This is a genomic window from Streptomyces apocyni (assembly GCF_009739465.1).
Lineage (GTDB): Bacteria > Actinomycetota > Actinomycetes > Streptomycetales > Streptomycetaceae > Streptomyces > Streptomyces apocyni.
Window position 1 is genome coordinate 175799 of the sequence record NZ_WHOM01000068.1, and the last position, 23995, is coordinate 199793.

27 protein-coding genes, 1 tRNA gene and 1 riboswitch are annotated in these 23995 nt (G+C 68.7%); of the genes, 15 read left to right on the forward strand and 13 right to left on the reverse strand.

The genetic code is table 11. From position 1 onward, the window contains the following. Positions 1 to 130: 130 nt before the first annotated feature. The 3 genes from GCN81_RS24635 (at position 131) to GCN81_RS24645 (ending at position 1378) form a co-directional block, all read left to right on the forward strand. Positions 131 to 451, forward strand: a complete 321-nt coding sequence (locus tag GCN81_RS24635) for a DUF3618 domain-containing protein (RefSeq protein WP_156726651.1) — start codon at positions 131 to 133, stop codon at positions 449 to 451. Positions 452 to 584: 133 nt separating this feature from the next. Further along, positions 585 to 884, forward strand: a complete 300-nt coding sequence (locus GCN81_RS24640; RefSeq protein WP_156726742.1) for a GroES family chaperonin — start codon at positions 585 to 587, stop codon at positions 882 to 884. Positions 885 to 958: 74 nt separating this feature from the next. Continuing rightward, positions 959 to 1028, forward strand: a riboswitch (guanidine-III (ykkC-III) riboswitch). A gap of 29 nt (positions 1029 to 1057) precedes the next feature. Then, positions 1058 to 1378, forward strand: coding sequence for a DMT family transporter (locus GCN81_RS24645; protein ID WP_156726652.1), 321 nt, complete (start codon positions 1058 to 1060; stop codon positions 1376 to 1378). 36 nt (positions 1379 to 1414) lie between these two features. On the opposite strand, the gene GCN81_RS24650 is transcribed toward GCN81_RS24645, so the two are convergent. Next, on the reverse strand, positions 1415 to 4015 hold the full coding sequence (locus GCN81_RS24650; RefSeq protein ID WP_156726653.1) for a transglycosylase domain-containing protein: 2601 nt from the start codon (positions 4013 to 4015) through the stop codon (positions 1415 to 1417). Positions 4016 to 4250: 235 nt separating this feature from the next. Here GCN81_RS24650 and GCN81_RS24655 point away from each other — a divergent pair, with 235 nt between their 5' ends. From GCN81_RS24655 to GCN81_RS24685, 7 genes are all read left to right on the forward strand, one after another. Further along, complete coding sequence (locus GCN81_RS24655) at positions 4251 to 5051, forward strand: ABC transporter permease (RefSeq protein WP_156726743.1); 801 nt, start codon at positions 4251 to 4253, stop codon at positions 5049 to 5051. Continuing rightward, entirely contained in the window at positions 5044 to 5847 is an 804-nt protein-coding gene (locus GCN81_RS24660; protein WP_231626941.1) for an ABC transporter permease, read from the forward strand. The genes GCN81_RS24655 and GCN81_RS24660 overlap by 8 nt, the downstream gene beginning before the upstream one ends. A 6-nt stretch (positions 5848 to 5853) precedes the next feature. Then, positions 5854 to 6849: an ABC transporter ATP-binding protein gene (locus GCN81_RS24665; RefSeq protein WP_407698019.1), complete on the forward strand. Its 996-nt coding sequence runs from the start codon at positions 5854 to 5856 to the stop codon at positions 6847 to 6849. A 5-nt stretch (positions 6850 to 6854) separates the two neighbouring features. Continuing rightward, positions 6855 to 7541: a DUF1707 SHOCT-like domain-containing protein gene (locus GCN81_RS24670; RefSeq protein WP_156726655.1), complete on the forward strand. Its 687-nt coding sequence runs from the start codon at positions 6855 to 6857 to the stop codon at positions 7539 to 7541. Positions 7542 to 7681: 140 nt separating this feature from the next. Beyond that, positions 7682 to 8317 (forward strand): HNH endonuclease signature motif containing protein, encoded by a 636-nt coding sequence (locus tag GCN81_RS24675; RefSeq protein ID WP_156726656.1) that lies wholly within the window; start codon positions 7682 to 7684, stop codon positions 8315 to 8317. 68 nt (positions 8318 to 8385) lie between these two features. Then, positions 8386 to 9171 carry an HNH endonuclease signature motif containing protein gene (locus tag GCN81_RS24680; protein WP_231626942.1) on the forward strand — a complete coding sequence of 262 codons (786 nt, stop codon included), beginning with the start codon at positions 8386 to 8388 and terminating at the stop codon, positions 9169 to 9171. Between the two features lie 10 nt (positions 9172 to 9181). After that, a tRNA-Leu gene (locus tag GCN81_RS24685) sits at positions 9182 to 9256 on the forward strand. A gap of 49 nt (positions 9257 to 9305) precedes the next feature. Here the strand turns inward: GCN81_RS24685 and rdgB are convergent. The 4 genes from rdgB to GCN81_RS24705 all read right to left on the reverse strand — a co-directional run bounded on the left by rdgB (position 9306) and on the right by GCN81_RS24705 (position 11598). Next, on the reverse strand, positions 9306 to 9908 hold the full coding sequence (rdgB, locus tag GCN81_RS24690; protein WP_156726658.1) for an RdgB/HAM1 family non-canonical purine NTP pyrophosphatase: 603 nt from the start codon (positions 9906 to 9908) through the stop codon (positions 9306 to 9308). Positions 9909 to 9944: 36 nt separating this feature from the next. Next, positions 9945 to 10355 carry a hypothetical protein gene (locus tag GCN81_RS24695; protein ID WP_156726659.1) on the reverse strand — a complete coding sequence of 137 codons (411 nt, stop codon included), beginning with the start codon at positions 10353 to 10355 and terminating at the stop codon, positions 9945 to 9947. Positions 10356 to 10513: 158 nt separating this feature from the next. Beyond that, on the reverse strand, positions 10514 to 11248 hold the full coding sequence (gene rph, locus GCN81_RS24700; RefSeq protein WP_156726660.1) for a ribonuclease PH: 735 nt from the start codon (positions 11246 to 11248) through the stop codon (positions 10514 to 10516). A gap of 116 nt (positions 11249 to 11364) precedes the next feature. Continuing rightward, complete coding sequence (locus GCN81_RS24705; protein WP_156726661.1) at positions 11365 to 11598, reverse strand: glucose PTS transporter subunit EIIB; 234 nt, start codon at positions 11596 to 11598, stop codon at positions 11365 to 11367. 236 nt (positions 11599 to 11834) lie between these two features. Here GCN81_RS24705 and GCN81_RS24710 point away from each other — a divergent pair, with 236 nt between their 5' ends. The 3 genes from GCN81_RS24710 to GCN81_RS24720 all read left to right on the forward strand — a co-directional run bounded on the left by GCN81_RS24710 (position 11835) and on the right by GCN81_RS24720 (position 16015). Then, positions 11835 to 13139 carry a PTS transporter subunit EIIC gene (locus GCN81_RS24710; protein WP_156726662.1) on the forward strand — a complete coding sequence of 435 codons (1305 nt, stop codon included), beginning with the start codon at positions 11835 to 11837 and terminating at the stop codon, positions 13137 to 13139. A 292-nt stretch (positions 13140 to 13431) separates the two neighbouring features. Further along, positions 13432 to 14694 carry a PTS transporter subunit EIIC gene (locus tag GCN81_RS24715; protein ID WP_156726663.1) on the forward strand — a complete coding sequence of 421 codons (1263 nt, stop codon included), beginning with the start codon at positions 13432 to 13434 and terminating at the stop codon, positions 14692 to 14694. Between the two features lie 91 nt (positions 14695 to 14785). Beyond that, positions 14786 to 16015, forward strand: a complete 1230-nt coding sequence (locus GCN81_RS24720) for an IS30 family transposase (protein ID WP_156726664.1) — start codon at positions 14786 to 14788, stop codon at positions 16013 to 16015. Positions 16016 to 16087: 72 nt separating this feature from the next. Here GCN81_RS24720 and GCN81_RS24725 read toward each other — a convergent pair whose 3' ends face one another. Next, positions 16088 to 16840, reverse strand: a complete 753-nt coding sequence (locus GCN81_RS24725) for an MBL fold metallo-hydrolase (protein WP_156726665.1) — start codon at positions 16838 to 16840, stop codon at positions 16088 to 16090. Positions 16841 to 17035: 195 nt separating this feature from the next. On the opposite strand from GCN81_RS24725, the gene GCN81_RS24730 reads away from it, so the two are divergent. Then, positions 17036 to 17518, forward strand: a complete 483-nt coding sequence (locus GCN81_RS24730) for a type II toxin-antitoxin system PemK/MazF family toxin (protein WP_156726666.1) — start codon at positions 17036 to 17038, stop codon at positions 17516 to 17518. 58 nt (positions 17519 to 17576) lie between these two features. Here GCN81_RS24730 and GCN81_RS24735 read toward each other — a convergent pair whose 3' ends face one another. The 7 genes from GCN81_RS24735 to clpS form a co-directional block, all read right to left on the reverse strand. After that, positions 17577 to 18527 (reverse strand): PLP-dependent cysteine synthase family protein, encoded by a 951-nt coding sequence (locus GCN81_RS24735; RefSeq protein ID WP_156726667.1) that lies wholly within the window; start codon positions 18525 to 18527, stop codon positions 17577 to 17579. A gap of 1 nt (position 18528) precedes the next feature. After that, positions 18529 to 18807 (reverse strand): MoaD/ThiS family protein, encoded by a 279-nt coding sequence (locus GCN81_RS24740; protein WP_156726668.1) that lies wholly within the window; start codon positions 18805 to 18807, stop codon positions 18529 to 18531. Between the two features lie 116 nt (positions 18808 to 18923). Then, on the reverse strand, positions 18924 to 19025 hold the full coding sequence (locus GCN81_RS32910) for a putative leader peptide (RefSeq protein WP_325065128.1): 102 nt from the start codon (positions 19023 to 19025) through the stop codon (positions 18924 to 18926). A gap of 88 nt (positions 19026 to 19113) precedes the next feature. After that, on the reverse strand, positions 19114 to 19536 hold the full coding sequence (locus tag GCN81_RS24745; protein WP_156726669.1) for a Mov34/MPN/PAD-1 family protein: 423 nt from the start codon (positions 19534 to 19536) through the stop codon (positions 19114 to 19116). 121 nt (positions 19537 to 19657) lie between these two features. Beyond that, on the reverse strand, positions 19658 to 21226 hold the full coding sequence (locus GCN81_RS24750; RefSeq protein WP_156726670.1) for an alanine/glycine:cation symporter family protein: 1569 nt from the start codon (positions 21224 to 21226) through the stop codon (positions 19658 to 19660). Between the two features lie 386 nt (positions 21227 to 21612). Beyond that, a complete protein-coding gene (locus GCN81_RS24755; RefSeq protein ID WP_156726671.1) occupies positions 21613 to 22197 on the reverse strand; it encodes a DUF2017 domain-containing protein in 585 nt (194 codons plus the stop codon). After that, positions 22197 to 22523: an ATP-dependent Clp protease adapter ClpS gene (gene clpS, locus GCN81_RS24760; RefSeq protein WP_156726672.1), complete on the reverse strand. Its 327-nt coding sequence runs from the start codon at positions 22521 to 22523 to the stop codon at positions 22197 to 22199. Before clpS ends, GCN81_RS24755 begins: the two co-directional genes overlap by 1 nt. A 79-nt stretch (positions 22524 to 22602) precedes the next feature. Between clpS and GCN81_RS24765 the strand changes: the two genes are divergently transcribed. Then, the gene (locus tag GCN81_RS24765; protein ID WP_156726673.1) at positions 22603 to 23931 is read left to right on the forward strand and encodes a nicotinate phosphoribosyltransferase; all 1329 of its coding nucleotides are present in this window, start codon (positions 22603 to 22605) and stop codon (positions 23929 to 23931) included. The last annotated feature ends 64 nt before the right edge of the window (positions 23932 to 23995 follow it).

The following is a 23995-nucleotide window of genomic DNA, read 5'->3' on the forward strand; positions in this document are numbered from 1 at the left end:
TGGTACGGCATGAGCGTAACGGGGGTGCTGTGAGGTGCCGGGGCCGGGGAACTGACAGACTGTCCGTACAGACGACCTGTCCGACTGACGACCTGTCCGTCGACGGACACGATGACACGGAGGCAGCGCGGTGTCGGATGCCAGGACTCCCACCGAGATCGAGGCGGACATCAAGCGCCGGCGCGAGCAGCTGGCCGCGACGCTCGACGAGATCGGTGTGCGGGTGCACCCGTCGACCATCGTCGGCGACGCGAAGGCACGCATCATGGGAAGCGTCGACCAGACCCTGGGGCGCGCGTACGTCGGCGTCAACCGCGCCGTCACCGATGTGAAGGCCCAGTTCGTGGACGACGACGGCGCGCCCCGGCTGGAGCGGGTGGTGCCAGCGGCCCTTGTGGTGGTCGGGGTCGTGGGACTGCTCACGATCTCCGCGCGCCGCAGAAGGAGCTGAACGGTACGTAAAGGGGCTGACCCGGCGGCGTACGACCAGGGCCGGGCCAGGTAAGTTCGGTGCCGTGAGCGCCAACAGTCATCAGCCAGGCAGACACGAACAGAGCAGCCACCACGACAAGCTGCCCATCCGGATGTTGCACGACCGGGTGCTGGTCAAATCCGACGCGGAAGGCGAGCGGCGCTCGACCGGCGGCATCGTGATCCCGGCGACCGCGGCCGTCGGGAGACGGCTGGCCTGGGCGGAAGCGGTCGCGGTCGGGCAGAACGTCCGCACGGTGGAACCCGGCGACCGGGTGCTGTACGACCCGGAGGACCGGGCCGAGGTCGAGGTGCGGGGTGTGTCCTACCTGCTGATGCGGGAGCGCGACCTGCACGCGGTCGCCGCCGACCGGTTCGAGGGCTCCGAGGACTCGACGGGGCTGTACCTCTAAGAGATCAAAGCGGTCTGCGAGATCTGTGGAAAGGCCTGGTGACCGGAGTCACCAGGCCTTTTCCGTGGCCGATCGGCGCCTTTTGCTACCTTGGAAAGAACCCGACGAGACGCGCCGTACCGGGATTCGCAAAGACGACGCACCCCTGAAGCCCACATTTCGGAGGTGTCGTCATGGCCTGGATTCTGCTCGCGGTCGCTGGACTGCTTGAGGTCGGCTGGTCGATCGGGATGAAGTACACCGACGGATTCACTCGTCTGGTGCCCAGCGTGCTCACCGGCGCGGGGATCGTCGCGAGCATGATCCTGCTGTCGTACGCCGCGAAGACGCTGCCCATCGGTACCGCGTACGGCGTATGGGTCGGCATCGGCGCGGCCGGGGCGGCGGTGCTCGGCATGGTGGTGCTCGGTGAGCCGGTCACCGCGGCGCGCATCTTCTTCATCTGCTTGCTGCTGGTGGCGGTGGTGGGGCTGAAGGCGACCTCGGGGCACTGAGTCCGGCCGTCGTGTCTGTCCGGCTGTCGCGTCCGGCTACCGCGTGCTGGCTTCGTCGCCGCCGTTGGTGTCGTCGAACAGCCCGCCGGTGATGCCCGTGGTGCCGCCGCCTTCGGTGGTGCCGCCGTCGGCCGCACCACCCTCCGCGGTCCCACCGCCACCATCGGCCGCACCACCATCAGCCGCACCGCCGTCGGCCGTACCGCCAACCGTCTGGCCTTGGGTCTGGCCTTGGGTCTGGCCTTGGGTCTGGCCTTGGGTCTGGCCCTGATCCTGGCCGCCCTGAGTTCCCTGGGTGCTGCCCTGGGTCTGGCCTTGATCCTGGCCCTCGTTCTGGCCCTGCCCCCGCGTCTGCCCCTGTGTCTGCCCCTCCGTCTGTCCCTCCAGCTGCCCCTGGGTCTGGCCCTGCGCCTCCCCGGGCATCTGGCCGTCCGGCTGCGGCTCGGGCTCCGGCTGCGGCTCCGGTACGTCGGCGGGCGGCGGATCGTCCGCGCCCGGCTCCAGCTCCAGGTCGAACGCCTGGGCCGGAGTGCCGTCCAGCGCCGCCGCCGTGAACTGCGCCCAGATCCGCGCCGGATAGCCCCCGCCGTTGATCCGCGCCTCGCCGAGCGCCCCGTACAGCGGAGTCTGCGCGGCCGTGTCCGGGTCCTGGCCCATCACCGCGACCACCGTCGCCAGCTCGGGCGTGTACCCGGCGAACCAGGCCGCCTTGTCCTCCTCCGCGGTGCCGGTCTTGCCCGCAGCCGGGCGGCCCGCGGCCTGTGCCGCCGTGCCCGTACCGCCCTCGACGACACTGCGCAGCACGGAGGTGGTGGTGTCGGCGGCCTCCCGGGGGATGACCTGCCGGGTGTCCTTGGCGGGCAGTTCGAGGGCCCGGCCGTCCTTGGTGATCTTCTCGATCAGGGCGTACGTGCCGCGCTCACCGTGGTTGGCGAGCGTCGCGTACGCCGATGCCATGTCCAGGACACTGGCGGTGGCCGTTCCCAGCGCGATCGACGGCGACGCGGTCAGGTCCGGGGTGTTCTCCGGGACGCCCATGTCCACCGCGGTCTGCTTGACCTGCTCGGAGCCCACGTCGACGGCCATCTGCGCGTACACCGAGTTGACGGACCTGTCCGTGGCGGTGCGTACGGTGATGTCGCCGTAGTCGCCGTCGTCCTCGTTCTCCGGGGCGTAGATGCTGTCGCTGTCCCAGCCCTCTACGGGGCGCTTGTTGGAGCCGTCGTAGATCGTGTTCGGAGTGATCGGGCGGCCGTCCTGGGTGGTGGAGCCGTTCTGCACGGCCGAGGCGAAGACCAGCGGCTTGAAGATGGAGCCGACCTGGTAGTCGCGGCGGGTGGCGTTGTTGACGTACTGCTGGGTGTAGTCGATGCCGCCGTACATCGCGACGACCTTGCCGGTGGCCGGGTGGATGGCGACGCCGCCCGCGCGGACGTTCCGGTCGATCTCGCGCGCGTCCTTGTCGACCTTCGACATCAGCTGCTCGTCGACGGCCTCGACGAAGTCGTCCTGGAGCTTCTTGTCGATGGTCGTGGTGATGCGGTAGCCGCCTTTTTTCAGGGTGTCCTCGTCGATCACCTTGTGGGTGATCAGGTAGTCCTCGACCGCCCTCACCAGATAGCCGCGCTGCCCCGACATCCCCGACGGCGCCTTGGCCTCGGTGAGCTTCGGGAACGTCATCGCCGCGCGGTCGGACTCGCTGAGCCAGTCCTCCTTGACCATCCCGTCCAGTACGTAGTCCCAGCGGGCCACCGCCCGGCCCCGGTTCTCCGGGTGGGCGCCGACGTCGTACGCGTTCGGGGAGTTCAGCAGCGTCGCCAGATAGGCGCCTTCCGCGGTCGACAGGTCCTCGGCGTCCTTCCCGAAGTACGCCTGGGCCGCGGCCTGGACGCCGTACGAGTTGCGGCCGAAGTAGCTGGTGTTCAGATAACCCGAAAGGATGTCGCTCTTACTGACCTGCCGGTCCAGCTTGATGGCGATGAAGAACTCCTTCGCCTTACGGGTCAGGCTCTGCTCCTGGTCCAGGTAGTAGTTCTTCACGAACTGCTGGGTGATCGTGGAACCCGACTGCTTCCCCTTGCCCGTGACCGTGTTCCAGGCGGCGCGGATCATCGCCTTGGGGTCGACGGCAGGCTCGGAGTAGAAGTCCCGGTCCTCGGCGGCGAGCACCGCCTGCTGCACGGTCTTGGGGACCTTGCTGAGCGGGATGTTCTCGCGGTTGACCTCGCCGTCGCGGACGAGCTGCGAGCCGTCGCCGTACAGGTAGACATTGCTCTGCGCGGTAGCCGTGGGGTTCGCGGGCGGGATGTCCACCAGCAGGTATCCGGCCACCAGGCCGCCGCTGACCAGCGCGACGAACAGCAGGAACGTGCCGAGGACCATCCGCCAGGTGGGGATCAACCGCCGCCAGCCGGTGCGCTTGGGGCGCCGGGGCCGCTTGGGGCTCTTGGAGCTCTTGGGCCTCTTGGCGCTCTTGGCCTGACCGGCCGCCGTCTGGCCGCCTGCCCCGCCGGACCCGTCCGCCCCGACCGCCCCGTCCGCCCCGACCGGCCGCACGTCAGGAGCCGGGGCGTCGTCGGGCTCCCTGGGCGCCCACCCCTGGTGCCCAGGCCCCGGCTGCTGCGCCTCGTCGCTCATGTCTGACGAACTCCCGATTCGCGGTGTACAGAGCCCATCGCGCTGTTATGTGCCTATTGGACAACGTCCGACCCGCAACGCGCGTTCCAACCACCGGGCGTGGCGCACGCCCTCGTCGCATCGCGCCCCGCCAAACGAGTGAAAACCCTTAGCGCCATCCCCGCCCGGCCCACTAGGGTCGTGGCCTTTGGCGGTGGGCGCCTTGGGCGGTGGGTGGGAAGGAGGCGCGGCCATGGTGCGGCTGTACGCGGCCGTCGCGGCCGGCGGCTTCCGGCGCTACGCCACCTACCGGATGGCCACCGCCGCGGGCGTCTTCACCAACACCGTCTTCGGCTTCGTCATGGCCTACACCTATTCGGCCCTGTGGGACGCACGGCCGCGGCTCGGCGGCTACGACCAGCCACAGGCACTCGCCTACGTGTGGATCGGCCAGGCGTTGTTCGCCGCGTCCGCGCTGTTCGGCGGCGGCTTCGAGGACGAACTGATCGCCCGTATCCGTACCGGCGACATCGCCATCGACCTCTACCGCCCCGTCGACCTCCAGCTGTGGTGGCTGGCGGGGGACGTCGGCCGGGCCCTGTTCCAGCTGATCGGACGCGGCGTCATCCCGATGGCGCTGGGCGCGCTCGCCTTCGACATCGCCCTCCCCGGATCGCCGCTCACCTGGCTGGCGTTCCTGCTCGCCGTATTCCTGGGGTTCGTCGTCAGCTTCGCGGTGCGCTACCTGGTGGCACTGTCCGCGTTCTGGCTGATGGACGGCGCGGGCGCCGCGCAAGTCGCCTCCCTCTCGGGCATGTTCTTCACCGGCATGCTGCTGCCGCTGAACGTCTTCCCCGGCCTCCTCGGCGAGATCGCCCGCGCCCTGCCCTGGTCAGCGCTACTCCAGATCCCCGCCGACATCTATCTCGGCACGCACACCGGCTGGGGTCTGGTGCGGGCCTACGCGTTCCAGGGCGGCTGGGCGCTGGCCCTGCTCGCGGTCGGACGGCTGCTCCAGATGGTGGCGACCAGGAGGGTCGTGGTGCAGGGTGGGTGACGGACTACGCGCCTACGGGTTCATCGTCGCCATGTGGGTACGCTCCACCCTCACCTACCGCGCGTCCTTCGCGATGACCGTCTTCGGGTCCTTCACCGCCACGGCCTTCGACTTCATCGCCATCCTGCTGATGTTCTCGCACGTCGACGCGCTCGGCGGCTACTCGCTCGGCGAGATCGCCTTCCTGTACGGCACGACGGGCACCGCCTTCGGCCTCACCGAGCTCCTGATGGGCTCCGTGAGCCGGCTCGGCCACCGCGTACGGGACGGCACCCTGGACACCCTCCTGGTGCGGCCGGTCCCCGTACTCGTCCAGGTCGCCGCCGACCGCTTCGCGCTGCGCCGGATCGGCCGACTCGCCCAGGGCCTGTTCGTCCTCGTCTACGCCCTGTTCGTCATCGAGGTCCACTGGACCCCGGTCAAGGTCCTGATGGTGCCGATGATGCTGCTCAGCGGCGCGGCGATCTTCGCGGCGGTGTTCGTGGCCGGGGCGGCCTTCCAGTTCGTGGCGCAGGACGCCTCCGAAGTGCAGAACGCCTTCACGTACGGCGGTAACACGCTCCTCCAGTACCCTCCGTCGATCTTCGCCAAGGACCTGGTGCGCGGCGTCACCTTCGTCCTGCCGCTGGCCTTCGTCAACTGGGTGCCCGCCCTGTACGTACTGGACCGCGAGAACCCGATCGGACTGCCTCAATGGCTCGCCTTTCTGCCGCCGCTGGTGGCCGTCGGGTGCTGTGCGCTCGCTGGTCTCGCCTGGCGGGCGGGGCTCCGTTCCTACCGCAGCACCGGGAGTTGATCCGCCATCGAAACCCCTATCGAAACCGCCATCGGAACCCCCTTCATCGAACTCACCGACGTCCAGAAGGTCTTCGACGTCCGGCGCAAGACCGGACGGCTGCTGCGGCGCGAACGCCACCAGGTCCGCGCCGTCGACGGCATCACCTTCACCGTCCCGCGCGGCGAGATGGTCGGCTACATCGGCCCGAACGGCGCGGGCAAGTCCACCACCATCAAAATGCTGACCGGCATCCTCAGCCCCAGCCACGGCACCCTCCGCGTCGCGGGCATCGACCCCTCCCGCGAACGTACCCGCCTCGCCCAGCACATCGGCGTCGTCTTCGGACAGCGCACCACCCTGTGGTGGGACCTGCCGCTCATCGACTCGTACCAGCTGATGCGCCGCATGTACCGCATCCCGGACGCCCGCTTCCGCGCGAACCTCGACCGCTGCGTCGAACTCCTGGACCTCTCCGCCCTGTTGCCCGTCCCCGTACGGCAACTGTCACTCGGCCAACGCATGCGCGGCGACATCGCGGCCGCCCTCCTCCACGACCCCGCCGTCCTCTACCTCGACGAGCCGACGATCGGCCTGGACGTGGTCAGCAAGGCGAAGGTCCGCGGATTCCTGCGCGACCTGAACGCTGAGGCGGGCACCACGGTGCTGCTCACCACCCACGACCTCCAGGACATCGAGCACCTGTGCAAACGCGTCATGGTCATCGACCACGGGCGCCTCATGTACGACGGCGAACTGGCCGGTCTGCACGAGATCGGCGAGAGCGAACGCACCCTCGTCGTCGACCTGGAGGAGGAGCTGCCACCCATCGCGGTGGACGGCGCGCGGGTGGTGCGGACCGAGGGCCCCCGGCAGTGGCTCGCGTTCCCCGCGTCCGCGTCAGCGGCCCCGCTCGTGACGGCTGTGGCCTCGGCGTACCCGCTGGTGGACCTCTCCGTACGGGAGCCGGACATCGAGGCCGTCATCGCGAAGATGTACGCGGACAGAGCCACGCTAGGGTGACTCACATGACGGATGACGACCTGCCCGAGCTCCGAGCCTCGGACACCGACCGCGAACGTGTCGCCGAGCGTCTGCGGGACGCCGTCGCCGAAGGACGCCTCGATATGGAGGAGTTCGAGCAGCGCCTCGACGCGGCGTACAAGGCCCGCACGTACGGCGAACTGGAGCCCCTCACCCGCGACCTCCCCACGACCCCCCACACCCCCGGCTCCACCGCCACCCTCCCCGCCGTGTCCGGCAGTTGGGCGGAACGCTTCGGCGGCGAACCCACGTCCAAGGGCGGGTTCGCCCTCATGGCGGGCTTCCAGCGCAAGGGCGTCTGGACCGTCCCCCGCCGCTTCACGGCCTTCACCTTCTGGGGCGGCGGCGAGATCGACCTCCGTGAGGCGAACTTCGCCGAGCGCGAGACGGTCCTCAACTGCGTCGCCATCATGGGCGGCGTCCACGTCGTCGTCCCCCCGGGCGTGGAAGTCCGCGTCCGCGGCTTCGGCCTGATGGGCGGCTTCGACTCCCGCGAGGACGGCGTCCCCGGCGAGCCGGGCGCCCCCCGCGTGGTGATCACGGGCTTCGCCTTCTGGGGCGGCGTCGGCGTCACCCGCAAGGCGGCCAGGGCCGAGCGCCAACGCCTCAAGGAGGAACGCCGCCAGGCGAAACTCGAGACGCGGAACAACGACGGCAAGGAACTGGACTGAGCTCCACTCCTTGCCGAAATGCGGAACGGCCTGCGCCACACAAGTGACGCAGGCCGTTCCGCATTTCGGACGTGACGGTCCGACAATCGGTTCGTTACTCCGTGCGAGGCCACGAACGGATGGCCGGAACGGAGGCAACGATGGCGGCAGCCAGGTACACGCGCGAGCTGCTGGAAGAAGCAGCCCGCGAGACGAACAGCTGGGACGAGGCGGTCCGGTGGTGCGGCGGCACTCCGACGCCAGGTAGCAGGCGCTACCTCCGCCGCAAGATGGCGGAGGCAGCGCTGGACACGTCGCACTTCCCCGCCCCTGCACGCTGGGCCCGCCACACGGAAGCCAAGCTCCGCGAGGCGGTCGCCCTCTCGACCAGCATCAAGGACGTGGTACGACGCCTGGGGATCAGCCCGGTGGGCGGCAACCACACACACATCAGCCGACGCATCGCTGCCCTGGGCATCGACACGTCACACTTTCTTCCCACGCGCCGCAGCCGCCCGAAGGGCCCGCCCGGTACCCCGCTCGTGTTGCGCACACCGAACGATGGCAGAGTTCCGGGCTACCGCCTGCGGCGCGAGCTCCTCCGAATCGGAGTCTCGGAAACCTGCGCGATCTGTGGAACCGGCACCATCTGGAACGGAAAGCCGCTGCGCCTCGAAGTCGACCACATCAACAGTAATTGGTGGGACAACAGGTCAGAGAACCTCCGCCTTGTGTGCCCTAACTGCCACGCGGCGACAGACACTTACCGTGGCCGGAAGCGGAGGCCTGCGGCGTGAGCGGCCAGAGGTTTACCCGTGACCTAATCGCTCGGACCGCGGCTATCTCCGTAAGTATGGTGGACCTCATGCGTAGGCTGGAACTGCCTCTGAGCAGTCACCCTCGCCACTATCTGGCCAGGCGGATCAAGCACTACGGGATCGACACCTCGCATTTCCAGGACGAGCCGCTGCCACAGCGAGAGCGCCGCGTGTACTCGAAGGAACTCCTTGAAGACGCTGCGGCCCATTCCCACAGCATCCGAGAGCTGATGGAGTATATAGGCCTTGATCCGCGTGAGGGCCCCTACTGGCACATCCGGAAGCGACTAGACAAGTTCGGCATCGACACTTCGCACTTCACCAGCGGAAACACCCAAGTCCCGAGAGCCGTTCCGAGAGCTGAATTGGCCGCAGCCGTCAGCGCATCGGTCAGCCTGGCCGGGGTTCTGAGGCTCCTTGGCTTCACTGACAACTCCACGAACCGCGCACGTATCAAGCGCAGCTTGCAGACCCACGTCATCCCCACCGGGCACTTCACCGGCCAAGGCCACGGACGTGGCATCCGCTCCCGATACCGTAAGCCTGCGTCCGAGATACTCGTGCGGCTGGAGTCTGGCGCTCCCCGCGCCAAGACCTTCACCCTGCGCCGCGCGCTCGACGATCTCCACGTCCCGCACATCTGCACCGAATGCGGTGTTGGTGACGTGTGGCAAGGCAAGCGCCTCGTCCTGGAGATCGACCACATCAACGGTGACCGGTTGGACAACCGCCGCGAGAACCTGCGCTACCTGTGCCCGTCCTGCCACAGCCAGACGAGCACCTTCGGTAAGCGATCTCGTCACACAGACCCGATGCCGGGCGCGATACAGTAGACGGCGCTGCGGGCCCGTATCCCAGCTGGCAAGAGGATGCCGGTTTAGATCCGGTATGTCGTGGGTTCGAGTCCCACCGGGCCCACCTCAAGGGCACGGCCTCAACAGGGGCCGTGCCCTTCGGCATGAGCAGCTCAGCCCAGCAACTCCCCCACCACCGGCACCAGCGCCCGGAACGCCTCCCCCCGGTGGCTGATCGCGTTCTTCTCCTCGGGGGTCATCTCCGCGCAGGTGCGGGTCTCCCCCTCCGGCTGGAGGATCGGGTCGTAGCCGAAGCCGCCGGTGCCGGAGGGGGCGTGGCGTAGGACGCCCCTCAGGCGGCCTTCGACGACGCGTTCCGTGCCGTCGGGGAGGGCCAGGGCCGCCGCGCAGGTGAAGTGGGCGCCTCGGTGGGGGTCGTCGATGTCGGCGAGTTGGGCCAGGAGGAGGTCGAGGTTGGCGCGGTCGTCGCCGTGGGTGCCCGCCCAGCGGGCGGAGAAGATGCCGGGGGCGCCGCCCAGGACGTCGACGCAGAGGCCGGAGTCGTCGGCGATGGCGGGGTGGCCGGTGGCCTGGGCGAGGGTGTGGGCCTTGAGGAGGGCGTTCTCGGCGAAGGTGACGCCGGTTTCCTTGACGTCGGGGATGTCGGGGTAGGCGTCGGCGCCCACGAGGTCGTGGTCGAGTCCGGCGGCGGCGAGGATGGCGCGGAGTTCGGTGACCTTGTGGGCGTTGCGGGTGGCGAGGATGAGGCGGGTCATCACCCCAGTATCGGGGGCGCGTACGGGGGCGTGGCGTCAGGGCTTGCAGGCCTTGGTCAGTTCGCCGGTGGCGTCAGTGACGGGGCTGATGTCGGGGTCCGTGTCGCCTTCGCGGATGGCGGTGCGGACGTTGCCCACGGCCTTGCCGAGTGAGTCGAGGGCCTTGCTGACGTCGACGTCGTCGGTCTTCTCGCTGATCTCGGTGATGTTCTTGTCGATATCGTCGAGGGAGCTGTCGGCGTCGGGGGTACGGCCCTGGGCGGCGTCTTCGACGGATTGTTGGAGGGTCGCCGCGCTGTCGGCGATCACGTCGGCGGTGCGCGCGCAGTCGATCGCTTTGTCGACAGTGGAGCAGCCGACGGCCAGGGTCGCGCTGAGCGCGGCGATGGCGGCGGCTATGGCGGTGTGTCGGCGGCTGCTGTGACGGTGACTGCGGCGCGAGGCCATGGGTGGTCCCTCCCCTGTTCTGTACGGGCGTACGGTTCTCGGCGTACGCCCGTACGAACTAGAACGCCTGACGGGGGCTGTTGGTTGCCTCGGAGCGCGATAGGGGGCGAGGCAGGGCGAGCTCCGACAAGCTGGGGCGAGGCGGAGCCTGGCAGGCGTCAGGCCAGGGGGGTTTCGAGTGCCTGGCGCTGGAGTGCGGCGAGCTCGTCGCAGCCGGCGACGGCGAGGTCCAGGAGCGAGTTGAGTTCGGCGCGGGCGAAGGGCTCGGCCTCGGCGGTGCCCTGGACTTCGACGAAGCGGCCGTCGCCGGTGCAGACGACGTTCATGTCGGTGTCGGCGCGTACGTCTTCCTCGTAGCAGAGGTCGAGCAGCGGTACGCCGTCGAAGATGCCGACGCTGACGGCGGAGACGGTGCCGGTCAGCGGCTGGCGGTTGTGCTTGATGATCTTCTTGCGCTGGGCCCAGGTGACGGCGTCGGCGAGGGCGACGTAGGCGCCGGTGATGGCGGCGGTGCGGGTGCCGCCGTCGGCCTGGAGGACGTCGCAGTCCAGGACGATGGTGTTCTCGCCGAGTGCCTTGTAGTCGATGACGGCGCGCAGCGAACGCCCGATGAGGCGGGAGATCTCGTGCGTACGGCCGCCGATCTTGCCGCGTACGGACTCGCGGTCGCCGCGGGTGTTGGTGGAGCGGGGCAGCATGGAGTACTCGGCGGTGACCCAGCCTTCGCCGCTGCCTTTGCGCCAGCGCGGTACGCCTTCGGTGACGGAGGCGGTGCAGAAGACCTTGGTGTCGCCGAAGGAGACGAGTACGGAGCCTTCGGCGTGCTTGCTCCATCCGCGTTCGAGGCGGACGGGGCGGAGCTGTTCGGGTGTACGGCCGTCGATGCGAGACATGGCGTCGAGCCTATCGCCCATACGAGGGGCCCGGCTCCGCTGTGCTGAACAGCGGTGCCGGGCCCGTCGTTGTCCAGACAGGCTCGGGGCCGGGTCCGGGTCCGGGTCCGGGTCCGCTACATCATGTCTTCGATCTCACCGGCGATCGGGTCGGCGTCGGTGCCGATGACGACCTGGATGGCGGTGCCCATCTTGACGACTCCGTGGGCTCCGGCGGCCTTGAGCGCGGCTTCGTCGACGAGGTCGGCGTCCGCGACCTCGGTGCGCAGGCGGGTGATGCAGCCCTCGACCTCTTCGATGTTCTCGATACCGCCGAGCCCGGCGACGATCTTCTCAGCCTTGCTGGCCATGTTCTTCTCCCTGTGATTCCGCGGTTCCACGAGCACTGTTCGGCCCACCATCGCGTCCGATTTGTCACGTTAGCCCACGGTTGGCGCAACTTCGCGGGCGTGCACCCGGCCGGTACCGAAAGATAGCGATCACGGAATCCCGCCTCGGTCCGGGGCCGGGCTCCCGCACCGTATCGCAACTGGTCTACACCAGTATGCAACGCCTGCCACACCTGGCCCGCCCCGGGAGGACGTTGATGAGTTCCAGCAGTGCGAAGGCGGCGCAGCCACCGAGGAAATGGTGGAGCGGGCTGTTCCAGGGGCTGCAGAAGATGGGCCGCAGCCTCCAGCTGCCCATCGCTGTCCTTCCCGCGGCTGGCATCCTCAACCGGCTGGGCCAGCCTGATGTGTTCGGCGATGACGGTCTGGGCTGGACCGACGTGGCCAAGGTGATGGCGGGCGCCGGTGGCGCGCTGCTGGACGCCAACGTCGGGCTGCCGCTGCTGTTCTGTATCGGTGTCGCGATCGGGATGGCGAAGAAGGCCGACGGGTCGACGGCGCTGGCCGCGACCGCGGGCTTCCTCGTCTACTTCAACGTCCTGCGGCAGTTCCCGGAGGCCTGTCCGGAGGGGGCGGCGACGCTGGCCACCGGGTGCCAGGCGGCGGACGGCGCGGTGACCGCGTTCACGTACCAGAATCCGGGGGTATTCGGCGGCATCGTCATGGGGCTGCTCGCCGCCTGGTTCTGGCAGCGGTACCACCGCGTCAAGCTGGTCGACTGGCTGGGATTCTTCAACGGCCGCCGTCTCGTCCCGATCATCATGTCCTTCGTGGGGATCGGCTTCGCCGCGCTGTGCCTGTGGATCTGGCCGCCCATCGGCGGTGGCCTGGAGGACTTCAGCGACTGGATGGTGGGGCTTGGCGCGTGGGGTGCGGGCATCTTCGGTGTCGCGAACCGGGCGCTGCTGGTGATCGGTCTGCACCAGTTCCTGAACGTGCCGCTGTGGTTCCAGTTCGGCAGCTACACCAAGCCGGACGGGACCACGGTCCACGGTGACATCAGCATGTTCCTGGCGGGCGACCCGGACGCGGGGCTGTTCACCTCGGGCTTCTTCCCGATCATGATGTTCGCGCTGCCCGCGGCGGCGCTGGCGATCACCCACTGTGCCAAGCCGCACCGCCGCAAGGAGGTCGGCGGCATGATGCTCTCGGTCGCGCTGACCTCGTTCGTCACCGGCATCACCGAGCCGATCGAGTACTCGTTCCTGTTCATCGCGCCCGCGCTGTATGTGGTGCACGCGCTGCTGACCGGTGTCTCGATGGCGGTGACCTGGGCGCTTGGGGTGCATGACGGCTTCAGCTTCTCGGCTGGCCTGATCGACTACGTGATCAACTGGAGCCTGGCGACCAGGCCCTGGCTGATCATTCCGATCGGCCTGGTCTTCGCGGCGCTCTACTACGTGATCTTCCGCTTCGCGATCACCAAGTTCGATATCCCGACCCCCGGCCGGGAGCCGGAGGAGGTCGAGGCCGAAATGGAACAAGAGAACCTGAAGCAGTAGTCTGTCGACCTTTGCGCCCTTTGCGCCTCTGAAACAGGCACGGAAAGGCCCTCGAACCCTTCGGTTCGAGGGCTTTCGATCGCCCTTTGGTCGGGCTTTGGCCGCGCATGTCCGATTGTGCGCCGTCGCGCTGGAAGCACGGGTTCCTTATCCGGCCTTCACCGTGCTACAACAGGTCTACACCACTTAGTGGTGTAGACCACGCGGCCGTAGCGGCTGCGGTCCCCTGAGCGACGCTGCCGTCCCCCGCTTCTTTTGTTCCTGGCAGCGTCATGCCCGATGGAGGAAGTTGATGACTACGGCCAGCGCCGCACCCGCGGCCAAGAAGAAGGGCTCCGGCGTGATGGCTGTCATGCAGCGCATCGGCCGCAGCCTGATGCTCCCGGTGGCGGTCCTGCCCGCCGCCGCGCTGATGCTCCGCCTCGGCCAGGGCGACATGCTCGGCAAGGAGTCGTTCCCGACTCTGATCACCAAGCTGGCCAGCTACATGGCCGCCGGTGGTGGGGCGCTGCTCGACAACATGCCGCTGCTGTTCGCCGTCGGCATCGCGATCGGCTTCGCCAAGAAGGCGGACGGCTCCACCGCGCTCGCCGCCGTCGCGGGTTACCTGGTCTTCCAGAAGGTCCTCGCCACGTTCACGGACAGCAACCTGAAGCAGGTCGCCACCGTCGTGGACGGCAAGGTCGCCATGGTCGACGCCCCGGTCAACGCCGGTGTGCTCGGCGGTGTCGTGATGGGCATCGTGGTCGCCCTGCTGTACCAGCGCTTCTACCGTGCGAAGCTGCCGGACTGGCTCGGCTTCTTCGGCGGCCGCCGCCTGGTCCCGATCCTGTCGGCGTTCGCCGGCCTGGTCCTCGGCATCGTCTTCGGTCTCATCTGGCCGGTCCTGGGTTCGGGTCTGCACCACTTCGGTGAGTGGCTGGTCGGCTCCGGCGCGGTCGGCGCGGGCATCTTCGGTGTCGCCAACCGCGCGCTGATCCCGGTCGGCATGCACCACCTGCTGAACTCCTTCCCGTGGTTCCAGGCGGGCGAGTACAACGGCAAGCAGGGCGACATCGCCCGCTTCCTCGAGGGCGACCCGACCGCCGGACAGTTCATGACCGGCTTCTTCCCGATCATGATGTTCGCCCTCCCGGCGGCCTGCCTCGCGATCGTGCACTGCGCCCGTCCAGAGCGCCGCAAGGTCGTCGGCGGCATGATGGCCTCGCTGGCCCTCACCGCCTTCTTCACCGGTGTGACCGAGCCCATCGAGTTCACCTTCATGTTCATCGCCCCGGTGCTGTACGCGATCCACGCGGTGCTGACCGGTGTGTCCATGGCCCTGACCTGGTCGCTCGGTATGCGGGACGGATTCGGCTTCTCGGCCGGAGCGTTCGACTACCTGATCAACTTCGGGATCGCGTCCAACCCGATCGGCCTGGCGGTGGTCGGCCTCTGCTTCGCGGCGGTCTACTACGCGATCTTCCGGTTCGCGATCACCAAGTTCAATCTGCCGACGCCGGGCCGCGAGTCCGACGAGGAGCTCGCAGAGCTGGAGAAGGCCGAGGCCAAGTAAGACGGCGTACGGCCAGCAGTAACGTCAAAGGCCCCGTCTCTCCAGTCTTGGGTTCTAGGAGTCGTCGCAACACCCCAGCTCAAGGGGTGCGATGGAGTTCGAGATCCGCAAGGTGCGGACGGTGGCCCAAGGCCGCAAGAAGCTGGTCCGTGAGCGGGAGGAATACTTCCGGCTCATGGACCAGGGCCTGACCAGCTACGAAGCGTGCCGGATCGTTGGGATCAACTACCGCACCGGCAAGCGGTGGCGGAACGGCCGCACCCCATCCGGCCGCACCAAGGGGGCGCCCCCGGCTCAACGGCCGGGGGCGCCTTCATCAGGTCCGTCGCGGTATCTGCGCGAGAGCGAACGGATCTACATCGCCGACCGGCTGCGGGAGAAGGCCACGATCCGGGCGATAGCCTCCGAGCTGGACCGCAGCCCGTCGACGATCAGCCGGGAAGTCCGCCGCAACTGCACGGCCGATCCTCGCGGCCGACGGCACTACCGCCCGCACGCCGCTCAGGCCCGCGCCGATGCGCGTCGACCCCGCCCCAAGCCCGGGAAGATCGGCCAGGATCCGCAGCTGCGGGACTTCATCCAGCAGCACCTGGACCTACGGTGGAGTCCGGAACAGATCTGCCAGGCCCTGCGGGCCCGCTTCCCCGACCGGCCGGAGATGCACGTGGTCCACGAGACGGTTTACCAGGCCCTCTACGTCCAAGGCCGCGGCGAACTGCGCCGTGAGCTGGCCAAGGCGCTTCGGACCGGTCGCGCCCGGCGCAAGCCCCGCCGCCAGGCCCAGCAGCGCCAGCCCCGCTTCCGCGACCCGATGGTGATGATCAGCGAACGTCCCGCCGAGGCGGAAGACCGTGCCGTGCCCGGCCACTGGGAAGGCGACCTGATCATCGGCAAGGACGGTGCCTCCGCCATCGGCACCCTCGTGGAACGCTCCACCCGGTACGTGCTGCTGGTGCACCTGCCGAACGGCCGGGGCACCGAACTGGTCCGCGACGCTCTGGCCGAGACAGTCCAGACGCTGCCGGCCCACCTGAAACGTTCCCTGACCTGGGACCAGGGCGCCGAGATGGGCCGACACCGCGAGTTCACTACCGCCACCGAAATCCCGGTCTACTTCTGCGACCCGGCCAGCCCCTGGCAGCGCGGCTCGAACGAGAACACGAACGGCCTGCTACGGCAGTACTTCCCCAAGGGCACCGACCTGTCCGTCCACACCCGCGAGCAACTGGCCGCCGTGGCCGCCGAGCTCAACAGCCGCCCACGCAAAACGCTCGGCTGGGAAACCCCAGCCGAGCGCCTGCATAAACTGCTCGCGGCCTGATCAACACGACCACGTGTTGCAACGACCCCTAGAAAGCGCCAGTCGAGAGGCGGGGCCTTCGGCGTACACCCGTCAGAGTTCGTACACCGCGCCGGGACGGGCCAGCTCCACCGGTCCGTCGTAGACCGCGCGCGCGTCGGTCAGGTTGGCGCTCGGGTCGGTCCACGGCGGGATGTGGGTGAGGACCAGTCGCCCGGCGCCCGCGCGCTGCGCGCTCTGGCCCGCCTCACGGCCGTTGAGGTGCAGGTCCGGGATGTCCTCCTTGCCGTGCGTGAAGGACGCCTCGCACAGGAAGAGATCCGTGCCGGACGCGAGACTGTCCAGCGCCGTGCAGACTCCGGTGTCCCCGGAGTACGTCAGTGAGGTGGCTCCGTGCTCGATCCGGATGGCGTACGCCTCGACCGGGTGGCTCACCTTCTCGGTACGGACCGAGAACGGGCCGATCTCGAAGGAGCCCGGCTTCAGCGTGTGGAAGTCGAAGACCTCACTCATCGAGGACGACGAGGGCGTGTCGGCGTACGCCGTGGTCAGCCGCTGCTCGGTGCCCTCGGGGCCGTAGACCGGGATGGCTCCGCAACGGCCGCCCTCGTGGCGGTAATACCGCGCCACGAAGTACGCGCACATGTCGATGCAGTGGTCGGCGTGCAGATGGCTGAGGAAGATCGCGTCGAGGTCGTACAGACCGCAGTGGCGCTGCAGCTCGCCCAGGGCACCGTTGCCCATGTCGAGGAGCAGCCGGAAGCCGTCGGCCTCGACGAGGTAGCTCGAGCAGGCCGAGTCCGCGGACGGAAACGAGCCCGAGCAGCCGACGACGGTGAGCTTCATGGAGCTGGAACCTCCGTGGACGGGCAGGGCGACGGGGGTCGTGCAGTCCGTCGAGCGTAAGGCGCAAAACGGCTGGTCGGTCCTCCATGAGGCGCCGTTGTGGGCGAACTCACCTGTCCTGTCACCGGTTCGGATGGAACCGGACGGCGGATGGCCCCGGCGCGCCGCGGGTGGGTCGCCGGTAGCGTCTGGGGCATGGACACGTCTTGGTGGCTCGCGCTCGCCGCTGTCGTCGCCCTCGCGCTGGTCGCCGCGATCGCGGACGGGTGGGGGCGTGCGCGGCGGCGGCCGCGGCGTTGGCCGCGGCGCCCCGAGGGCCGTACCCGGCCTCCCACGCGGCCTCGCGGGGCCCGGCCCCTCCCCAAGCGGCGGCCGCGGCCGGGGGAGATCTGGTGGGCGGACGTGCCGTACGAGGACGGGCCCGGCTCGAAAGACCGGCCGTGTCTGGTGCTGTCCGTACGCGGGCGGGAGGCCCGGATCGCGAAGATCACCACCAGGTTCCACAACGAGCGGGCCGGGGTGATTCCGCTGCCGCCGGGCGCGGTCGGGGATACCCGCGGGCGCGCCAGCTTCCTGGAGACGGACGAGCTGCGCCAGGTGCCGCTGTGGGAGTTCCGGCGGCGGGTGGGGACGGTGGACCCGATCCTGTGGGACCAGGTCCGCCACCTGGCCGGATGACAACGATCCGGCCAGGCGCGGCCCGGTTAGTCCCTGGTGGCCCCGTACGCCCTGGTGGTCACGCCCAGAGCTGGCCGTGCAGGGCGGCGACGGCGTCGTCGGTCGTCGCCGCCGTGTAGATACCGGTCGAGAGGTACTTCCATCCGCCGTCGGCGACCAGGAAGGCGATGTCGGCGGACTCGCCCGCCTTGACGGCCTTCTTGCCGACGCCGATGGCCGCGTGCAGCGCCGCGCCCGTGGAGACGCCCGCGAAGATCCCCTCCTGCTGGAGGAGTTCCCTGGTACGGGTCACCGCGTCGACGGAGCCGACCGAGAAGCGGGTGGTGAGCACGGAGGCGTCGTACAGCTCGGGGACGAAGCCCTCGTCGAGGTTGCGCAGGCCGTAGACGAGGTCGTCGTAGCGCGGCTCGGCGGCGACGATCTTGATGTCGGGGCGGTGTTCGCGCAGGTAGCGGCCGACGCCCATCAGGGTGCCGGTGGTGCCGAGCCCGGCGACGAAGTGGGTGATGGACGGCAGGTCGGCGAGGATCTCCGGGCCGGTGGTGGCGTAGTGCGCGCCCGCGTTGTCCGGGTTGCCGTACTGGTAGAGCATCACCCAGTCGGGGTGCTCGGCGGACAGCTCCTTGGCGACGCGTACGGCGGTGTTGGAGCCGCCCGCCGCCGGGCTGGAGATGATCTCCGCGCCCCACATGGTGAGCAGCTCACGCCGCTCGGACGAGGTGTTCTCCGGCATCACGCAGACGATCCGGTAGCCCTTGAGCCGGGCCGCCATGGCGAGCGAGATGCCGGTGTTGCCGCTGGTCGGTTCGAGAATGGTGCAGCCAGGCGTCAGCCGGCCGTCCTTCTCGGCCTGTTCGATCATGTGGAGCGCGGGGCGGTCCTTGACCGAGCCGGTCGGGTTACGGTCCTCCAGCTTCGCCCAGATACGTACGTCCGGGGACGGCGACAGCCGCGGCAGCCGCACCAGAGGGGTGTTGCCAACCGCGGCCAGCGGGGAGTCGTACCGCATATCAGGCCATGCCACCGGCGACAGCGGGAAGGATGGTCACGTTGTCGCCGTCGCTGAGCTGGGTGCTGATGCCGTCCAGGAAGCGGACGTCCTCGTCGTTCAGGTACACGTTCACGAAGCGGCGCAGCTTGTCGCCGTCCACGATGCGCTCCTGGATGCCGGCGTGCCGGGTCTCGAGGTCGGCGAAGAGCTGGGCGAGGTCACCGCCGCTGCCCTCGACGGCCTTGGCGCCGTCGGTGTAGGTGCGGAGGATGGTCGGAATGCGGACCTCGATGGCCATGCTGGACTCCTGTTCGTCCGGTCGGGAGAAGGTCGGTGGGCGCGCGGCGGTGCGCGGCGAAGCCCGGTGGTGCACGGAGTGGCACGCCGCGGCGCGGGGCGCGCGGCGGGCAGGGGTCAGCGGGAACAGATGGCGCTGGAGAGCCTGCACAGGTCGACGTGCAGCCGCGCCACGAGCAGCGTGCCCGGCGTCTTTTCGCTCACGTCGTGGAGAACCATGCGGTCATCGTATCGATTCCCTCCCCACCTAAAGCAGTGGGATATCACATGGTGGATGATTTCTGACCGCATTCCGAGATAGGGCAGCTCAGTAGGCGTCCACGACCTTGACGTCCTCCTCGGTGACCACGCCCTCGACGATGCGGAACGAGCGGAACTGGAAGGGTCCTGCATCGTCGGTGTCCGCGGTGGAGACCAGGACGTAGTGGGCACCCGGCTCGTTGGCGTAGGAGATGTCCGTACGGGACGGGTAGGCCTCGGTCGCCGTGTGCGAGTGGTAGATGACCACCGGGTCCTCGTCCCGGTCGTCCAGCTCGCGGTAGAGCTTGAGCAGGTCGCCGGAGTCGAACTCGTAGAACGTGGGTGAGCGGGCGGCGTTCAGCATCGGGATGAAGCGCTCGGGGCGGTCGGTGCCCTCGGGGCCCGCGACGACGCCGCACGCCTCGTCGGGGTGGTCCTCGCGCGCGTGGGCGACGATCTGGTCGTGCAGGGCCTGGGTGATGGTGAGCATGCCGCCCAGAATAAGCATGCGGGCCACCGCGTACCGAAATGTGGTACGAGGTGGCCCGCATAGCGAGATGAAGCAGGTGGAGCGATGGTGGAGCGGGTGAAGCAGGTGGAGCGGGGTGGGGTCAGACGACCTTGGCCGACTCCAGCTCGGCGGCCTCGGCGGCCTCGATCTGCTCCTCGGTCTCGCCCGCGTCCCGACGGCGGGTGAAGTTGAGGACCTTGACCAGTTCCTTCTTCACGATCGGCGCCAGGAAGTACAGGCCGATGATGTTGAACAGGGCCGCCATGAACAGGACCGAGTCGGAGAGGCTGACCAGGGTGCCGAGCGAGAGCAGGGCGCCGAGGACGATGATCGCCGAGAAGGAGACCCGGTAGGTGATGGCGGAGGTCTTGGTGTTGCCGAAGAGGTAGGTCCAGCACCGCTCGCCGTAGTAGCCCCACGTGATGATCGTGGAGAAGGCGAACAGGATCACCGCGAAGGTGAGGAGGTACGGGAACCACGGCAGCGCGGTGTCGAAGGCGTCCGAGGTGATCGAGATGCCCTGCGAGGTGCCGCCGACCTCACCGGCGTTGCCGCTGGCGACCTTCTCACGGGCGTCCAGGTACTTCGGACCACCGGCGATGATGATCGTCAGGGCGGTCATGGTGCAGATCACGACGGTGTCGATGAAGGGCTCGATCATCGCGACCAGGCCCTCGGTGGCGGGACGCTTGGTCTTCACCGCGGAGTGCGCGATCGGGGCGGAGCCGATACCGGCCTCGTTGGAGAACGCGGCACGCTGGAAGCCGACGATCAGGGCGCCGATCAGACCACCGGCGACACCCTCGGGGGCGAAGGCACCGGAGAAGATCTCACCGAAGGCGCTGGGGATCGCGGTGATGTTGAACGCGATGACCAGGAGGCAGGCGACGATGTAGAGGATCGCCATGGAGGGCACCAGACGGCTGGTGACCTGGCCGACCGAGCGCATACCGCCGATGAGCACCAGCGCCACGGCCGCGGCGATCAGCAGGCCGTAGAAGACGGCGCCGCCGGAGGTGGCGAAGAAGCTGTCCTCCTTGCCGGTGACCGACGTCAGCTGCTCGAGCGACTGGTTGACCTGGAACAGGTTGCCGCCGAAGAAGGTGAAGAAGAGGAGCGTGGCCGCGGAGAGGACCGCCAGGACCTTGCCCAGCGCGGGCTTGCCGAGTTCGGCGAGTCCCTTGCGGAGGTAGAGCATCGGGCCGCCGGTGACCTTCCCGTCCGGGCCGATCTCGCGGTACTTCACGCCGAGGGTGCACTCGACGAACTTGGTGGCCATGCCGAGGAGACCACAGAGGATCATCCAGAACGTGGCGCCGGGGCCACCGATGGCGATGGCGATGGCGACACCGGCGATGTTGCCGAGGCCGACGGTGCCGGAGACCGCCGAGGTCAGTGCCTGGAAGTGGCTGACCTCACCGGGGGCGTCCTTCTGCTCGTACTTGCCGCGGACGAGGCGGAACGCGGTCTTGAGGTGCCGTACCTGGGCCAGACCGAAGTACGCGGAGAAGAAGGCGCCCGCGACGACGAGCCAGCCGACGATCAGGGGAAACTCGGTTCCGAAGATGGGGACGGAGTAAAAGACGATTTCCCCGAGCTTGTCGGCTACGGGTTGGAACCAGCCGTTAACGGTTTCGTCGACGTTCTGGGCGATCGAGTCGAGTGACATCTAACTACCTCGGTCGGGCAGGACTGCCGTTTTGGGGTGACGACAGGCGAGGAGAGTGCGGGCTTGAGCGAACGCCGTTGTCCGATCGGCGACTGGGGCGCCGGTCCGCGGACTCGGACCGGTACTGCCTAGGTCGTGCGTGTCATGCGTTGCCGGCAAGTGGGCCAGCTTCTCCCGAGCGGCGAGGGGTGGTGCCGATAAGGAGTTGACAGTTCTTACCATGCGTTTACCTGAACGCTATGTGGCGCGTGTCACACTCGGAAGGTGCGAATCCGGCCGACCTGGGAAGACTCCCTATGCGCGTGACGCGATCGTTATCCGGATTTGAGCGTCCGCTGAGCGAACGCTGCCACCAGGACAAAACCCGAGCAGCTAGGGCGTAAGGGTCACAGGGTTTCGATGAGGCTTTCCTGTAGGCCGCCCAGCCAGAGATAGGCCATGACCATCGGCTTACGGGAGTCGGAGTCCGGCAGCCGGTACAGCAGCTCGGTGTCCTCGTCAGCGATCACTTCCAGCCGCGCGGCGATCGCGAGCCGCAGGTCGTTCAGCGCCCCCAGCCACTGCCGCGACTCATCCGCGGACAGCTTCAGTACGGCCCCGCCCTCCCCTCCCGCGCTCAGCGCGTCGAGCGACCGTACGACCGCCAGCGCGTCGTCCCGCTTACGGGCCCGCAGGTCGTTCTCGGTGAAGCGGCGGAACTCGGCGGAGTACGCCTTGAGCTGGTCGTCGGGTACGGCCTCGGGGTCGCCGTAGGCATCCGGGAAGAGACGCTGCAGTACGGGGTCGGTCGGCGGCTCGCTGGGACCCTCGGCGAAGAGCTCCGCGAGCGGGTCGTCCGCGTCCTCGCCGCCGGGCCCCGGGCCGATCAGCTCCAGCAGCTGCACGGCGAGCGACCGCAGGATCGAGATCTCCACCTCGTCCAGGGCCACGGCGGCGCCACCGCCGGGGATCGGCTCGAACTGCCCGGCCATCAGTTGCGGTCCTGGCTCATCGTCGCCCACAGGCCGTAGCCGTGCATGGCCTGCACATCGCGCTCCATCTCCTCGCGGGTGCCACTGGAGACCACCGCGCGGCCCTTGTGGTGGACGTCGAGCATCAGGCGGTTCGCCTTGTCCTTGGAATAGCCGAAGTAGGCCTGGAAGACATACGTCACGTAGCTCATCAGGTTGACCGGGTCGTTGTGCACGATCGTTACCCAGGGAACGTCCGGCTCGGTCACCGCGGACGTTTCCTCTGCCGATTCGGGACGCTGGGTCTCTACCGGAGACACGTCGGGAGCCACACTCACCTGCCCCATGCTGCCATCTGGAGAGGCCTCGCGCACAAATGACCCCCGGAAATCGTCAGACTGACGAGATGGGGGTACGATCCGTCATATGAACGCTGCGGACCTTGGCCTGCCGGTGGATGTGCCGTCCACGGCACTGTTCACCGACCACTACGAGCTGACAATGCTGCAGGCCGCGCTGCGGGCGGGGACCGCCGAGCGCCGCTCGGTCTTCGAGGTCTTCACCCGCAGACTGCCCGAAGGCCGCCGGTACGGCGTGGTCGCCGGGACCGGGCGGGTGCTGGACGCGGTCGAGAACTTCCGCTTCGACCCGGGCGTCATCGACTTTCTGCGCGAGCGCTCGGTGGTGGACGAGCCGACCCTGAAGTGGCTCGCCGACTATCGCTTCAGCGGCGATATCTGGGGCTACCCGGAGGGTGAGGTCTACTTCCCCGGCTCCCCGATCCTGCGCGTCGAAGGCAGCTTCGCCGAGTGTGTGCTGCTGGAGACGGTGATCCTCTCCATCCTCAACCACGACTCGGCGATCGCCGCGGCCGCCTCCCGGATGACGTCGGCGGCGGGCGGGCGGCCGCTGATCGAGATGGGCGCCCGGCGCACCCATGAGCTGGCCGCGGTCGCCGCGTCCCGCGCGGCCTACGTCGGCGGCTTCACCACCACATCGGACCTGGCCGCGGGCTTCCGCTACGACATCCCGACAGTCGGCACGTCGGCCCACGCCTTCACCCTGCTGCACGACACCGAGCGCGACGCCTTCACCGCACAGGTCGACGCGATGGGCCGGGGCACCACCCTGCTGGTCGACACCTACGACGTCACCGAGGCCGTACAGCTGGCCGTCGAGGTCGCCGGGCCCGAGCTCGGGGCGGTCCGCATCGACTCCGGGGACCTGCTCCTGGTCGCGCACCGGGTGCGCCAGCAACTGGACGAGCTCGGCGCGACCCGTACGAAGATCATCGTGACCTCCGACCTGGACGAGTACGCCATCGCCTCGCTGGCCGCGGCGCCGGTCGACGCGTACGGCGTGGGCACCCAGCTGGTCACCGGCTCCGGGCATCCGACCTGCTCGATGGTCTACAAGCTGGTGGCGCGCGCCAAGTCCGCCGGTGCGGCGGCGGCGCTGGAGCCGGTGGCGAAGAGGGCGCTGGGCGGCAAGACCTCCAAGGCCGGCCGGAAGTGGGCGGCGCGGCGGCTCGACCAGGACGGCGTCGCCGAGGCGGAGGTGGTCGGCACCGGAGCGGTGCCCCGGGAGCTGGTCGGCCAGGAGCTGGCGGTCGAACTGGTCTCCGGCGGGCGCATCCTGGGCCGTGAGCCGCTGGACGTGGTCCGCGAGCGGCACCGGGCGGCCCTTGACCGGCTGCCGCTGTCCGCGACCCAGCTCTCCCGCGGCGAGGCCGTCATCCCTACGGAGTACGTATGACCCCACCCACCACAGCGCCTACGCCAGGCCGCGTACACCAGACCAGGCACGTCTGACCGGAGCG

Excerpts from the sequence above, each read along its gene's own strand:
- GCN81_RS24640 (WP_156726742.1), top strand. The coding sequence starts at position 585 with ATGTTGCACGACCGGGTGCTGGTCAAATCCGACGCGGAAGGCGAGCGG.
- GCN81_RS24710 (WP_156726662.1), top strand. The coding sequence starts at position 11,835 with ATGAGTTCCAGCAGTGCGAAGGCGGCGCAGCCACCGAGGAAATGGTGG.
- GCN81_RS24670 (WP_156726655.1), top strand. The coding sequence starts at position 6,855 with ATGACGGATGACGACCTGCCCGAGCTCCGAGCCTCGGACACCGACCGC.
- GCN81_RS24740 (WP_156726668.1), bottom strand. The coding sequence starts at position 18,807 with ATGGCCATCGAGGTCCGCATTCCGACCATCCTCCGCACCTACACCGAC.
- clpS (WP_156726672.1), bottom strand. The coding sequence starts at position 22,523 with ATGGGGCAGGTGAGTGTGGCTCCCGACGTGTCTCCGGTAGAGACCCAG.
- rph (WP_156726660.1), bottom strand. The coding sequence starts at position 11,248 with ATGTCTCGCATCGACGGCCGTACACCCGAACAGCTCCGCCCCGTCCGC.
- GCN81_RS24755 (WP_156726671.1), bottom strand. The coding sequence starts at position 22,197 with ATGGCCGGGCAGTTCGAGCCGATCCCCGGCGGTGGCGCCGCCGTGGCC.
- GCN81_RS24705 (WP_156726661.1), bottom strand. The coding sequence starts at position 11,598 with ATGGCCAGCAAGGCTGAGAAGATCGTCGCCGGGCTCGGCGGTATCGAG.
- GCN81_RS24730 (WP_156726666.1), top strand. The coding sequence starts at position 17,036 with ATGGACACGTCTTGGTGGCTCGCGCTCGCCGCTGTCGTCGCCCTCGCG.
- GCN81_RS24750 (WP_156726670.1), bottom strand. The coding sequence starts at position 21,226 with ATGTCACTCGACTCGATCGCCCAGAACGTCGACGAAACCGTTAACGGC.
- GCN81_RS24765 (WP_156726673.1), top strand. The coding sequence starts at position 22,603 with ATGAACGCTGCGGACCTTGGCCTGCCGGTGGATGTGCCGTCCACGGCA.
- GCN81_RS32910 (WP_325065128.1), bottom strand. The coding sequence starts at position 19,025 with ATGGTTCTCCACGACGTGAGCGAAAAGACGCCGGGCACGCTGCTCGTG.
- GCN81_RS24720 (WP_156726664.1), top strand. The coding sequence starts at position 14,786 with ATGGAGTTCGAGATCCGCAAGGTGCGGACGGTGGCCCAAGGCCGCAAG.
- GCN81_RS24735 (WP_156726667.1), bottom strand. The coding sequence starts at position 18,527 with ATGCGGTACGACTCCCCGCTGGCCGCGGTTGGCAACACCCCTCTGGTG.
- GCN81_RS24650 (WP_156726653.1), bottom strand. The coding sequence starts at position 4,015 with ATGAGCGACGAGGCGCAGCAGCCGGGGCCTGGGCACCAGGGGTGGGCG.
- GCN81_RS24695 (WP_156726659.1), bottom strand. The coding sequence starts at position 10,355 with ATGGCCTCGCGCCGCAGTCACCGTCACAGCAGCCGCCGACACACCGCC.
- GCN81_RS24725 (WP_156726665.1), bottom strand. The coding sequence starts at position 16,840 with ATGAAGCTCACCGTCGTCGGCTGCTCGGGCTCGTTTCCGTCCGCGGAC.
- GCN81_RS24680 (WP_231626942.1), top strand. The coding sequence starts at position 8,386 with ATGCGTAGGCTGGAACTGCCTCTGAGCAGTCACCCTCGCCACTATCTG.
- rdgB (WP_156726658.1), bottom strand. The coding sequence starts at position 9,908 with ATGACCCGCCTCATCCTCGCCACCCGCAACGCCCACAAGGTCACCGAA.
- GCN81_RS24745 (WP_156726669.1), bottom strand. The coding sequence starts at position 19,536 with ATGCTCACCATCACCCAGGCCCTGCACGACCAGATCGTCGCCCACGCG.
- GCN81_RS24715 (WP_156726663.1), top strand. The coding sequence starts at position 13,432 with ATGACTACGGCCAGCGCCGCACCCGCGGCCAAGAAGAAGGGCTCCGGC.
- GCN81_RS24675 (WP_156726656.1), top strand. The coding sequence starts at position 7,682 with ATGGCGGCAGCCAGGTACACGCGCGAGCTGCTGGAAGAAGCAGCCCGC.
- GCN81_RS24645 (WP_156726652.1), top strand. The coding sequence starts at position 1,058 with ATGGCCTGGATTCTGCTCGCGGTCGCTGGACTGCTTGAGGTCGGCTGG.